An 11,958-nucleotide genomic window follows, 5' to 3' on the forward strand; every position below is an offset into this window, starting at 1 on the left:
CTCAGGAGAACGTCGACCTCAGAAAAGATTGCCGAGCTGGAAGAGCAGATTGTCCCACCACTCGGACACGACGGTTAGGTACGCCTTCCCCACCGTGGACACCGCCATCGCCGAGGCCATCGCGGCCAGCGCCGACAGCACCAGCAGCAGCACCGCCGACCCGGAGATGCTCTGCCGGTAGAGCCGGCTCACACCTTTCGCGTCGACCAGCTTGCCGCCGACCTTGAGCCGGGTGAGGAACGTCGACGCCATGCCGCCGCGTCCCTTGTCGAGGAACTCGACCAGGTTGGCGTGTGTACCGACCGCCACGATCAGGGACGCGCCCTTCTCGTCGGCGAGCAGCATCGCCAGATCCTCGCTGGTCGCCGCGGCCGGGAAGGTCAGCGCGTCGACACCGAGGTTCTCCACCCGCTTGAGGCCGGGCGCCCGCCCGTCCGGGTAGGCGTGCACCACGATCTCGGCGCCACAGCGCAGCACGTCGTCGGTGACCGAGTCCATGTCCCCGATGATCATGTCGGGGGTGTAGCCGTTCTCCACCAGAGCGTCGGCACCGCCGTCGACGCCGATCAGAACCGGTTTGTACTCCCGGATGTACGGCCGGAGAACCTCCAGGTCCTCCTTGTAGTCGTAGCCGCGCACCACGATCAGCACGTGCCGCCCGCCGATCCGGGTCTGCACGTCCGGCACACCGACACCGTCGAGCAGCAGGTCGCGTTCCTGCTTCAGATAGTCCATGGTGTTCGCGGCGAACGCCTCGAGCTGCACGGACAGTCCCTCGCGTGCGTCGGCCATCGACTTGGCGACGCTCTCCGCGTCCTGCCGCACACCGGACGCGACCGGCTCACCGTCGAGCAGCACCGTCTCGCCGTCGATCCCGATCGTCTGGCCCTCGCGCAGGCCGGCGAAGACGTCCTCGCCGAGATCGTCGACCAGGATCACGCCGCCCTGGATCAGCACCTCGGGACCCAGGTTCGGATAGCGCCCCGAGATCGACGGTTTCGCGTTGAGCACCGCCCTGACCCCGGCGGCGACCAGCGAGTCGGCCGCCACCCGGTCCAGGTCGACGTGATCGATCACGGCGATCTCGCCGGGTCGCAGCCGGCCGGTCAGGCGTTTGGTCCGCCGGTCCAGCCGGGCCACGCCGGAGACCGGACCGGGGTCGACGCTCCTGGTCCGGCGGAGGGTGGGAATGGGAAGTCGCATCCCGGCCATCCTGACATGCCACCGCACCCGACGGCCCCGCGACATGCGCCAGCTCACCTCTAGGAAGCGCGTTTCTCCCGCGCGGCCACGGAGAGTAACTCCTCAGCATGCGCGATACCCAGGTCGGAATCGGGCAGACCAGCCAGCATCCGGGACAATTCCCTGGCTCGCTCGGTTTCTTCCACAATGCGCACACCACTGGTGGTGATCGCCCCACCGGTGTCCTTCGCGACCACCAGGTGACGATCGGCGAATGCCGCGACCTGCGGCAGGTGCGTCACGACCAACACCTGATGGGTACGAGCAAGGCGCGCCAGCCGCCGGCCGATCTCCACCGCGGCCGTGCCGCCCACACCGGAGTCCACCTCGTCGAACACCAGGGTCGGCGGCCCACCGGCGCCGGCGAACACCACCTCGATCGCCAGCATCACCCGGGACAGCTCGCCTCCGGAGGCGCCCTTCTGCAGGGGCAACGCCGGCGCACCGGGATGCGCGTGCAGCCGCAGCTCCACCTCGTCGGCGCCGTCGGCACCGGCGGCCAGGGTCGCACCGTCGACGGTCACGGCCGGCTCGTCCCGCACCGGCGCCCGGGTCAGCACCGCCACCTCGACCCGCGAGTGTGGCATCGCCAGCCCGGCCAGCTCCACGCTGACCGCCTCGGAGAACCGCCCGGCCGCCTCCCGCCGGGCCGCGGTCAGCCGCCCGGCCAGCTCGCCGACCGTCACCTCGAGCCGCTGCCGCTCCTTGTCGAGTTCGTCGAGCAGCTCGTCGGACGAGTCCAGCTCGCCCAGCTTGGTGCGGGCGTTCTCCGCCCAGGCGATCACACCGTCGATGTCGTCGGCGTATTTGCGGGTCAGCGCCCGCAGCGCGGCCCGCCGCTCGTAGATCGCCTCCAGCCGGGCCGGATCCGCGTCGAGCGTGCCGAGATAGGCCGACAGCTCCGAGGAGACGTCACCCACCAGGGTGGCCGCCTCCTCGATCCGGGCCGCGAGGTCACCGAGCGACGAGTCGACCGCCGACTGGCCCTCGAGCGTGCGCCGGGCCAGACCCAGCAGCTGCGTGGCGTCGGGGGTGTCGTCGGCCACCTCCACCCCACCGGCCAGTGCCTGCGCCGCCAGGGCCGCCGCGACCCGCAGCCCCTCGGCGTGCTCCAGCCGCTGCACCTCGTTACGCAGGTCGTCGTCCTCACCGGGCTGCGGGTCCACCCGGGTGATCTCGTCGAGGCCCAGCTTGAGCAGATCGGCCTCCTGCGAGCGCTGCCGCGCGTTGCGGCGGCGGTCGGCCAGGTCCTCGACCACGGCACGCCACCGGACGAACGCCTCCTTGTAGGAGTCGATCAGCTTCTCGTGCTCCGGGCCGGCGAAACGGTCCAGCGCGGACCGCTGCTCCGACGGGCGCAGCAGTCTCAGCTGGTCGGACTGGCCGTGCACGGCCAGCACCTGCTCACCCAGCTCGCTCAGGGTCGACACCGGCATGCTCCGGCCGCCGACATGCGCCCGGGACCGGCCCTCGGCCGTCACCGTGCGGCTCAGCAACACCGAGCCGTCGTCGTCGACCTCGCCGCCCGCATCGGCGACCCGGGTCCGCACCGCGTCGCCCAGGGTGCCCCGCAGATTGAGCCGGCCCTCGACCACGGCCCGGCCCGGATCAGCCCGCACCCGGCCGGCGTCGGCCCGCCCGCCGAACAGCAGTCCGAGACCGGTCACCACCATCGTCTTACCGGCCCCGGTCTCGCCGGTGATCACATTCATGCCCGACGTGAGCCGCAGCGTCGTGTCGTCGATGACGCCGAGCCCGGTGATGCGCAGTTCCTCAAGCACAGCCAGACAGTATCGGGACCCCCCGACAATTGCCCAACGGCGCAGGTCTGATCAGCGTCGATTCCCGCGCCACCCGACGACCGGCAGACCGAACTTCGCGACCAGCGTGTCGGTGAACGGACGCGGTGCCAGCCGGACCAGGCGAACCGGCAGCCGGCCCCGTTCGACCGTCACCTGTGAGCCGGGCGGCAGGTCCCAGGTACGGCGCCCGTCGCAGCACAACACCGCAAAAGACGTGTACGGGTCGACCGTCAGCACGAACGTCGACGTCGGCGCGGTCACCAGCGGCTTGGAGAACAGCGCGTGCGCACTGATCGGCACCAGCAGAAGCGCCTCCACCTCGGGCCAGACCACCGGGCCACCGGCGGAGAACGCGTACGCCGTCGACCCCGTCGGTGTGGCGCAAACCACACCGTCGCAGCCGTACCGGGACAGCGGCCGGCCGTCGACGTCCACCATCAGCTCGAGCATCTGGGCCCGCTGGCCCTTCTCCACGGTCACCTCGTTGAGCGCCCACGACTCGGCGATCAGACGGCCGTCGTACTCCGCCCGGACATCGAGCGTCAGCCGCTCGTCGACCGTGTAGTTGCCGGCCACCACCTCGGCGACCGCGTGGTCGATGTGATCGATCTCGGTCTCGGCGAGGAAGCCGACCTTGCCCAGATTGATCCCGAGCAGCGGAGCCTTCGCCGGCCGGGCCAGATCGGCGGCACGCAGAATGGTGCCGTCGCCACCGAGCGCCAGCACGATCTCCACACCGTCGGCCACGTCCGGGCCGAACACCGGCTCCACCCCCGGGGGCAGCTCCAGGTCGTCGACCTCCTCGGCGATCACCCGCACCTCGAAACCGGCGGCGATCAGGTCCAGCGCCACCGCACGGGCGTGCTGGGTACTCTGCCGGCGCCCGGTGTGCGTCACCAGCAGGGCCGAGCGCGTCATTTCTCCTCCAAGAGAGCTTCTCCGGCGCCGGCCGTCGCCGCCGTCGTCGTCCCGGCCGGACCGGCCTCCACCACTGTCTCGATGCGGGCCGGGTCGGCAGGTGGCGCGTCCCGCCGGAACCACACGAAGAACTCCACGTTGCCGCTCGGCCCCGGCAGCGGGCTCGCCGTCACGCCGGCCACCCCCAGCCCCAGCTCCGCGGCCGCCGCCGCCACGTCCAGCACCGCCTCGGCCCGCAGCCGCCAGTCACGAACCACACCGCCCGAGCCGACCCGCTCCTTGCCGACCTCGAACTGCGGTTTCACCATCAGCGCCAGATCACCGTCCGGCCCGGTGCACCCGGCCAGCGCCGGCAGCACCAGCCGCAGCGAGATGAAGGAGAGATCCGCCACGGTCAGATCGACCGGTCCGCCGATCGACTCGGCGGTGATCGAACGCACATTGGTCCGCTCCTGCACCACCACCCGCTCGTCGGTGCGGATCGGCCAGGCCAGCTGCCCGTACCCGACGTCCACCGCCACCACCTGCCGGGCCCCGGCGCGCAGCAGCACATCGGTGAACCCGCCGGTCGACGCACCCGCGTCCAGGCAGCGACGTCCCGCCACGGTCAGGCCGCCGGCCCCGAAGGCCGCCAGGGCGCCGGCGAGCTTGTGGCCACCCCGCGACACGTACTCGTCCTTCGGGTCCTCCCCGGTCACCAGGATCGGATCGGCGGGGTCGACCATCGCGGCCACCTTCAGCGCGGCGGTGCCACGCACCTGCACCCGGCCGGCCGCGACGAGCGCTGCGGCCTGCTCCCGGGAGCGGGCGAGCTTGCGACGGACGAGCTCGGCGTCGAGACGCGCACGGCGGGCCATCAAGATCCTTTTATTCGGTACGGGCGGTCGATGCTTTTCGGTACGGCCGGTCGGTTCGGCCGTACCGCCGGTTCTTCCCCCGCAGCTTCGGCCAACCACGAACAATCGTCAACGATCGATGCTCGCGAGAGTCTCCTGGAGCACCTGGTGCGCCGCCTCGTACTCGGCGATCTGCTCGGCCGGAGCCAGCCGGGAAGCGTTGGCCAGCGACCGTAGCACCGCGTCCACGGCCGGGTGCCCGGTGTCCTCCCCGCTGTGCGCAGCGACCGATACCACGGCCCGCGGTCCGTCCACCGGTGCACCGGGCTGACCGGACTGCGAACCGGGCTGCGGAAGACCGGACTGCAGGCCGGACGGTGAAGGACCAAGCTGAGAAGGACCGGGCTGTGGAGGACCGGGCTGTGGGCCGGGCTGTGGAGGACCGGGCCGCGGGCCGGGCTGCGGCGAGTAGGGATTCACTGCCTCACGTCTCCGAAGTCTCGGTCCGGCTGATCGTCTCCGACGCCGGTTTCTGCTGCGTCGGCACCTGCGTGGCCTTCTTCGCCGGTGCGGACCGCCGCGTCTCCTGCGTGCTGGGCGTCTGCTTGGCAGGCGTCTGCCTGACCGCCGTCTGCCTGACCGCCGTCTGCTTGGCGGGCGTCTGCTTGGCGGGCGTCTGCTTGGCGGGAGCCTTCTTCGCCGACGTCCGCTGGGGCGCCGCCTTCACGGCCCGTTCCGATGCCGGCTTCCCGGCGAAATCCGGCGCTGCCTCGTCGGCCTGCTGAGCTTTATCGGCCAACACCGGCGCGGTCTGGTCGCTCTTCGAAGCCGTCTCGCCCGGCTCCGGCGCCACCGTCCTGTCAGCCGTCGCCGGTTCCACGAACACCGGCGCCGCAGCGGCCGTCTTCCGCGGAGCCCGCTTGACGGGCGGCGTCTCACCCGTGGCGGCCGGCGCGGACTTGGCCGGCGCCGCCTTGGCGGGTGCCGGCGCGGACCTGGGCGCCGCCTTGGCAGGCACCGACTTCGCCGGCGCGTCGTTCACGGACGTCGACGTACCCGGAGTCGTCTCGGCTGTCGGCGTCCCGCCTACCATCGGCTTGGCCAGCGTCGAACTGACCGGCGCCGCCTTGACCGCCGCGGGCTTCACCGGGGTCGCCTCGACCGCCGCGGGCTTCACCGGGGTCGCCTCGACCGCCGCGGGCGTGCCCTTTGCCGGCGCAGCCTTCGCCGCGGCGCGTTTGGCCGGGGCACGCTTGGCCGAAGTGCGTTTCGCCGGTGTGGGCTCCCCCGCCGGAGCGGCCGCCGTCGAACCGGTCGCCGCCGGAGCCGCCGCCGCATTGGCCGGCCCGGCCGCCGGTTCGGTGCCTGCCGCCGGCATCGCGTTCGGTTTCGCCTTGAGCGCCTTCTTGGCCACCGTCTTCTTCGCCGGCGGTGGCACCGGCGCCGGCTGCTCCAGCCGCGTACCGCCGGTTACCTCGGCCGTGCTCACCCGGGTCTGCGCGTCGCGCAACTGCCGTTCCAGGTCACGCACCTTGGTCGTGAGGTCGGACACCTCCTCGGCGGTGGCGAGTCCCACCCGTCCGAGGGCCCGGTCCACCTCGTACCGGACGATGTTCGTCAGTGCCTCACGATTCGCGATGCCCGCCGACAGCAGGTCCTCGACCAGGCCCTGCATCTGTGCCGCCGTGGCCCCGCCCCGGTTGAGCAGCTCCCCGGCGACCTGTTGCGCCTTCTTCCGGGGGGCCTCCGTCAAACCGAGTGCCAGGTCCAGATATGCCCGCCATGCGTCCGGCATGTCTCGCCTCCTCTCGCCGCGTCGGGTGCCACGCTACCGGGCACCTCCGGGAAACTCCTGAGGTACCGTGCTGGTGTCGTGAGGGAGGATGCGCTTATGGCCACCGTGGACGACTGCCGCCAGGCGCTGTACGACCTGGCCGCCCGCCTCGACACCAATGCCGAGGCACAGGGGCGCCTCGATCTGGACCGCACCCTCGCCTGCCGTGTCACCGATCTCGGTGCCGCCTTCCACGCCCGTATCACGGGCGGCCGGCTGGTCGACATCGCCGACGGCGACGACCCGAAGGCGAAGATCGCCCTGATCACTGCGAGCGACGACCTGCTTCTGCTGGTGTCCGGCAGGCTCGACGTGACCCGAGCGATCGCCACCCGGCAGATCAGCATCAAGGCGAACCCGTTCGACCTGCTCAAGCTCCGCAAACTCCTCTGAGACCGACCGCCGGCGGCTGTGCCCGGGGATACGGTCCCGGTTGCCGGTGAGTTCAAAGGATCAACACCATCAGTCGCGGATCGTACGATCGCGCGCTGTCGCACACGCTCCGTCAGCGGCCGGCCGTCGCGGAGAGGCTCTGCAACCCGGAGAGGACCTGGTCGGCCGCCGCGGTGGCCGCTGACAGCTGCGTGGTCACCTCGGCGAGTACCGACGCCTGTTCCTCCACCGAGGACGCGATGTTCAGCTGAAGCTGGTGGATGTCGTCGACCGCCCCGGTGGTGGACGCGAACGTCTCCGCCACGATCGCGGAGATCACCTGGTTGACCTTCTGCACCGACGTGGCCGTCTCCCGGGCCAGGTCCTTGACCTCACCGGCGACCACCGCGAATCCCTTGCCCAGCTCCCCGGCCCGGGCCGCCTCGAGGGTGGCGTTCAGCGCGAGCAGGTTGGTCGGCTCGGCCGATGAGGCGATGATCGCGTTCACGTCGGCGATCTCCCCGATTGACTTCTCCAGCTGCCGGACCTTCTCCCCGGCCGACGCCGCCGCCTCCTTGCCGGAGGAGGCGGTCCCGGCCGCCCGCGCCCGCGCCACTCGTCGGGCGGCCCGCTCCCGGGAATCCTGCTCGGCGCGTTCCCCCTCGCGGCCAGCCTCGCCGGCCTGCCGCGACAACACCTCGTTCTCGCGTTCCGCCTGCTCAGCGAAGCGCCAGAAGACCACGATGCCGGCCACTTCGAGGGTGAGCAGCCCGGCGTGCACCGCGACCATCCCGATCGCGGCGGCGATGCCCATGTGGTGCTCGCCGAAGACCCGTTCCGGCGACAGCAGCCCCAGCACCCGTGATGCAGCACCACCACGACGATCGCCGACACCAGCGGCGTCCACTGCTGGTAGAGCGCCACGAAGATGAGCACCGCGTACAGGTGGATGTGGGTGGACATCTCCCCACCGGTCAGCTCGATCGCCACGAAGGTGCACGCGATCAGCCCGACGCTGACGTGACTTGCCCGGCCTTTAGCCGACGGGACCAGGCCCGCCGGCGCCGCCCCACACCGCGACGGCGCCGGACAGCAGCACCGCCTCCCACGGCGATCGCGGGCCGAGAATGCCGACGACCAGGAAGATCGGCACGTGGAACCAGAGAAACCGGCTGACGATCCGATGCCGGGCCTGCCACGACGCCTCGGAGAGCCGGGTGCCACGCGGCAGCGTAAGAGAAGTCACACTCCTCCGATCGGCCGGGGGACGACAGGCATGACCCCTCAGGGCAAAAGGCGGAAGGTGTGCCTGCCAGGCCATGAACGGTGCCACGATGAACGAAGGGAACCCAACGGCCGGCGGCTGTGCCGGCCCGAACAGGGAGGGACCATGAAACAACCCCGTCCCGGCCTCCCGCGCTTCGACGCCACGGTGTCCGCCGCGAACGTGCACGAGCGCGCCGAGCAGGTGGCAGTACCCGACTTCGACTGGATGAGCACCCCGGTCGTGGCGATGGTCGACGGCATGCTGCACATCGATCCGGACACACCACTGCCGTCCCGTCACCGCTACAGGATTCCGCGCCCGGCGGGAGGCCCGCAGGTCACCCCGGTCGACGACGCGGCGCAGAGCGGCGGCCTTCTCCTGGCAGCGTTGACCCGGATCCGTCACTGACCGCCTGGAGAGCCACCACCGATGCGTCACCTCATCGCGGCGGTCGCCGGCCGGCGCGAGCCCGCCGGTGGCCTACGGCCTGTCCGGCAAATCGGATCGTCACGCCGGGTCACGCCCTAGGCCGGTGATGAGCCCGGCCGCCTCGTCGGCGAAGGGTATCCGCCCGCAAATCCTCACGCCCGGTCACGCTCGAGGCCGGTGATGCGCCCGGCCGCCTCGTCGGCGAAGGCGATCCGCCCGTAACGGGTGTGACGGAGAGTCAGGGGGTCGGGAGGCCCCAGGACCGGAGCAGATGTTCAGCTTCGGGAGAGGCCGCGGCGAGAGCAGCGACCGGGACACCGTTCCACGTGGCCCCGCAGAGCAGGCGCAGCGCATCCACCGGGGTCCCGGAGCCCTTCAAGGTGACGCTGTCACCTTCACGGGACAGCTGCCAGCCGCCGGCCTCGTCGCCGGGCGCCGGAACGCGGGCATCGGCGGGTGGACGGAACAGGGCGGACAGGTCGGCGGCCACGTAGGTCGGCCGCCGATCCTCGGGGGCCGCCAGCAGATCGGCGGGCCCGCTGACACCGGTCAGCACCAGCAGGCTGTCGATGCCGGCGGTCACGGCGCCCTGGATGTCAGTGTCCAGGCGGTCGCCGATCGACAGCGGTCGCTGGGCGCCGGAGCGGGACGCCGCGGTCCGGAACAGGGCCGGTTGCGGCTTCCCGACAACCACGTCCGGGTCGCGATCCAGCGCGGTCCGCAGGACGGCGACCAGTGAGCCGTTACCGGGCAGAGGGCCACGCGGGCTCGGCAGGGTGCGGTCGGCGTTGGTGGCGTACCAGGCCGCACCGGCACGGACTGCCAGCGCGGCCTCGGCCAGGATCTTCCAGCCGACTTCCGGCCCGTACCCCTGAACCACCGCGACCGGCTCGTCCTCAGCGGAGTCGACCGGCGTGAGGCCCGCGTCACGGACCTCGCCGCGGAGCGCCTCCGCACCGACGACCAGCACCGGCGCCCCGGCCGGCAGGCGCTCGGCGAGCAGCGCCGCGGAGGCGCCGGCCGAGGTCAAGACCTCGGCCGGCGTCGCGCTCACACCCATGCCGGTCAGCAGTGTCGCCACCTCGGCGGCACGCCGGGAGGCGTTGTTGGTCGCGTACGCGATCGTCGTCGCGTCCGCACGCAGCCTCTCGACGGCCTCGGCCGCTCCCGGGATCGGCTTGTCGATCAGGAAGACGACACCGTCCAGGTCGAAGATGACCAGGTCGTAGCCACCGGCAAGGTGATCGCTCACGCGTTCGGCTTCTCCTCGTCGTCCTTGACCTCGCCGGCCACGGACTCGTCCGCCTTGTCGCCCGTGGTACCGGCCGCCTCGGCGTCCAGCGCCTTGTCGTCCAACGCCTCAGCATCGAGCGCCTCAGCGTCCAGCGCCTCAGCGTCCAGCGCCTTGTCGACCGAGTCGGTCAAGCCGCCGTCGACGCTCTGCTTCCCGGTGAACTCGTCGGCCGGCTTCTCCAGCGAATCCGTGACACCACCACTGACCGCCGCCGCGCCGGCGTCGCCGCCGAGGCCGTCGGTGTTCACATCGGTGTCCGCGACGGGCGCCCGCTCATCGACGCCAAGGCCGTCATGCCGGTCCTCGTCGTCCTCGTCCTCGTCGTCGAAGTCGCCGTCCTGGTCGGCTTCGGCGTCAACGTCGTCGAGGTCGTCCCCGTCGTCGAAGTCGCCGTCCTCGTCGTCATCGGACCCGCGGCCATCGCTGGACTCACGGTCGCCACCGCCCGCAGACGCTTCGGCGGTCTCCTCGTCGTCGTCCTCGTCGTGGTCGTCACCCTCGATGGTGACCCCGTCGAGTTCGAGCAGCCGCTCGGCCGCATCGGTGGCCTGGTCCTCGTCGGCTGCGGCAGCCCGTGCGAACCACTCCCGTGCCTCCTCCCGGCGACCGGCGGCCAGCAGCGCGTCCGCGTAGGCGTAGCGCAGACGCGCCGCCCACTCGGCGTCCTCGGGGCCGGTCAGGTCGCCGACCTGCAACATCGCAACGGCCGCGTCGTGCTGGCCCAGGTCACCCCGGGCACCGGCGGCGACGATCAGCAACTCGATCGCGCCGGCCTTCTCCAGCTTCGCCACGTCCGCGCCGCGGTACAGGTCGATCGCCCGCTCGGGACGGCCCAGCGCCCGCTCGCAGTCGGCCAGCTCGGCCAGGTGCGTCTGCCGGCCGGTCATCCGGTGGTAGGTGCGCAGCTCGGCGATCGCCGTGGTCCAGTCGCCGGCCGCATACGCCGCCAGACCGACCGCCTCCCGTACGACCGCGATCCGCGAGGCGAGCCGCCGGGCCGCGATCGCGTGCCGCAGCGCCAGCTCGGAGTCCTCGTCGATGATCGTGCCGGCCGCCACCAGGTGCCGGGCGACCTTGTCGGCCACGTCCCGGGCCAGGCTCAGCAGCTCGGCGCGGACCTCCTTGTCGAGGTCGCTGGCGTTGATGTCCTCGGGAATCTCGGGAGCCTCGAACGGCGGCTGACCGGCGTTCGCCTGGTCGTCCCGGTCGCCCTGGTAGCCGCCCTCATTACGGTCGCCCCGGAACCCGCCACGGTCGCCGCCACCCTGGTAGCCGCTACGATCGCCGCCGCCCTGGTAGCCGCCACGGTCACGGTCGCCACCACGGAATCCGCCGCGGTCGCCACCGCCCTGGTAACCCGGACGGTCGCCACTGGGCCGGCGGTCGCCGCCCTGATAACCCGGACGGTCCCCACTCGGCCGGCGGTCGCCGCCCTGGTAGCCGCCCCGGTCGCCGGTCGGCCGGTCGCCTCGGGGCCGGTCGAAGGACCGCTCACGGTCCCCGCCCCGGAAGCCGCCACCCTGCGGACGGTCGCCACCGCGGAATCCACCGGATCCGCCCTGGAAGCTCTCACGAGCTCCGCCACGGTCGCCGCCACCCTGGTAACCGGGACGGTCACCGCTGGGCCGGCGGTCGCCGCCACCCTGGTAACCGGGACGGTCACCGCTAGGCCGGCGGTCGCCGCCACCCTGGTAGCCACCGCGGTCACGGTCGCCACCACGGAATCCACCGCGGTCGCCACCGCCCTGGTAACCCGGACGGTCGCCACTGGGCCGACGGTCGCCGCCACCCTGATAGCCGGGGCGGTCGCCGCCACGGAATCCACCGCGGTCGCCGCCACCCTGGTAACCCGGACGGTCGCCGCTCGGACGACGGTCGCCGCCACCCTGATAGCCCGGACGGTCGCCGCTCGGACGACGGTCGCCGCCACCCTGGTAACCCGGACGGTCCCCACCACGGAACCC

At 71.9% G+C, this 11,958-nt stretch carries 12 protein-coding genes; 2 read left to right on the plus strand and 10 right to left on the minus strand.

Going from position 1 to position 11,958, the window contains the following annotated elements:
* Positions 1–18: 18 nt before the first annotated feature.
* From steA to AB0G04_RS09615, 6 genes are all read right to left on the minus strand, one after another.
* Positions 19–1,212, minus strand: coding sequence for a putative cytokinetic ring protein SteA (steA, locus tag AB0G04_RS09590; RefSeq protein WP_360979314.1), 1,194 nt, complete (start codon positions 1,210–1,212; stop codon positions 19–21).
* Between the two features lie 50 nt (positions 1,213–1,262).
* Positions 1,263–3,023: a DNA repair protein RecN gene (gene recN / locus AB0G04_RS09595; protein WP_360979317.1), complete on the minus strand. Its 1,761-nt coding sequence runs from the start codon at positions 3,021–3,023 to the stop codon at positions 1,263–1,265.
* Between the two features lie 51 nt (positions 3,024–3,074).
* Complete coding sequence (locus tag AB0G04_RS09600; RefSeq protein ID WP_360979320.1) at positions 3,075–3,962, minus strand: NAD kinase; 888 nt, start codon at positions 3,960–3,962, stop codon at positions 3,075–3,077.
* Positions 3,959–4,819 carry a TlyA family RNA methyltransferase gene (locus AB0G04_RS09605; RefSeq protein WP_360979323.1) on the minus strand — a complete coding sequence of 287 codons (861 nt, stop codon included), beginning with the start codon at positions 4,817–4,819 and terminating at the stop codon, positions 3,959–3,961. The genes AB0G04_RS09600 and AB0G04_RS09605 overlap by 4 nt, the downstream gene beginning before the upstream one ends.
* Before the next feature lie 108 nt (positions 4,820–4,927).
* On the minus strand, positions 4,928–5,113 hold the full coding sequence (locus AB0G04_RS09610) for a hypothetical protein (RefSeq protein ID WP_360979326.1): 186 nt from the start codon (positions 5,111–5,113) through the stop codon (positions 4,928–4,930).
* A gap of 169 nt (positions 5,114–5,282) precedes the next feature.
* Positions 5,283–6,593, minus strand: coding sequence for a hypothetical protein (locus tag AB0G04_RS09615; RefSeq protein ID WP_360979329.1), 1,311 nt, complete (start codon positions 6,591–6,593; stop codon positions 5,283–5,285).
* A gap of 96 nt (positions 6,594–6,689) precedes the next feature.
* On the opposite strand from AB0G04_RS09615, the gene AB0G04_RS09620 reads away from it, so the two are divergent.
* The gene (locus tag AB0G04_RS09620) at positions 6,690–7,025 is read left to right on the plus strand and encodes an SCP2 sterol-binding domain-containing protein (RefSeq protein ID WP_360979332.1); all 336 of its coding nucleotides are present in this window, start codon (positions 6,690–6,692) and stop codon (positions 7,023–7,025) included.
* 112 nt (positions 7,026–7,137) lie between these two features.
* Here AB0G04_RS09620 and AB0G04_RS09625 read toward each other — a convergent pair whose 3' ends face one another.
* Both AB0G04_RS09625 and AB0G04_RS09630 read right to left on the minus strand, forming a co-directional pair.
* Positions 7,138–7,863 carry a methyl-accepting chemotaxis protein gene (locus tag AB0G04_RS09625; RefSeq protein ID WP_360979335.1) on the minus strand — a complete coding sequence of 242 codons (726 nt, stop codon included), beginning with the start codon at positions 7,861–7,863 and terminating at the stop codon, positions 7,138–7,140.
* 177 nt (positions 7,864–8,040) lie between these two features.
* Positions 8,041–8,250: a hypothetical protein gene (locus tag AB0G04_RS09630; RefSeq protein WP_360979338.1), complete on the minus strand. Its 210-nt coding sequence runs from the start codon at positions 8,248–8,250 to the stop codon at positions 8,041–8,043.
* Between the two features lie 144 nt (positions 8,251–8,394).
* On the opposite strand from AB0G04_RS09630, the gene AB0G04_RS09635 reads away from it, so the two are divergent.
* A complete protein-coding gene (locus AB0G04_RS09635; protein ID WP_360979341.1) occupies positions 8,395–8,679 on the plus strand; it encodes a hypothetical protein in 285 nt (94 codons plus the stop codon).
* Positions 8,680–8,938: 259 nt separating this feature from the next.
* Here the strand turns inward: AB0G04_RS09635 and AB0G04_RS09640 are convergent, their stop codons facing one another.
* Positions 8,939–9,952: an HAD-IIA family hydrolase gene (locus tag AB0G04_RS09640; RefSeq protein WP_360979344.1), complete on the minus strand. Its 1,014-nt coding sequence runs from the start codon at positions 9,950–9,952 to the stop codon at positions 8,939–8,941.
* On the minus strand, positions 9,949–11,100 hold the full coding sequence (locus AB0G04_RS09645) for a Replicase polyprotein 1ab (protein WP_360979378.1): 1,152 nt from the start codon (positions 11,098–11,100) through the stop codon (positions 9,949–9,951). The genes AB0G04_RS09640 and AB0G04_RS09645 overlap by 4 nt, the downstream gene beginning before the upstream one ends.
* Positions 11,101–11,958: the final 858 nt, after the last annotated feature.

Source organism: Actinoplanes sp. NPDC023801 (assembly GCF_040639655.1).
In the GTDB taxonomy this organism is placed as follows: Bacteria; Actinomycetota; Actinomycetes; order Mycobacteriales; family Micromonosporaceae; genus Actinoplanes.

Bases quoted from the DNA above. Each gene is read 5' to 3' on its own strand.
- steA (WP_360979314.1), bottom strand. From the start codon at position 1,212: ATGGCCGGGATGCGACTTCCCATTCCCACCCTCCGCCGGACCAGGAGC.
- AB0G04_RS09600 (WP_360979320.1), bottom strand. From the start codon at position 3,962: ATGACGCGCTCGGCCCTGCTGGTGACGCACACCGGGCGCCGGCAGAGT.
- AB0G04_RS09605 (WP_360979323.1), bottom strand. From the start codon at position 4,819: ATGGCCCGCCGTGCGCGTCTCGACGCCGAGCTCGTCCGTCGCAAGCTC.
- AB0G04_RS09615 (WP_360979329.1), bottom strand. From the start codon at position 6,593: ATGCCGGACGCATGGCGGGCATATCTGGACCTGGCACTCGGTTTGACG.
- AB0G04_RS09620 (WP_360979332.1), top strand. From the start codon at position 6,690: ATGGCCACCGTGGACGACTGCCGCCAGGCGCTGTACGACCTGGCCGCC.
- AB0G04_RS09635 (WP_360979341.1), top strand. From the start codon at position 8,395: ATGAAACAACCCCGTCCCGGCCTCCCGCGCTTCGACGCCACGGTGTCC.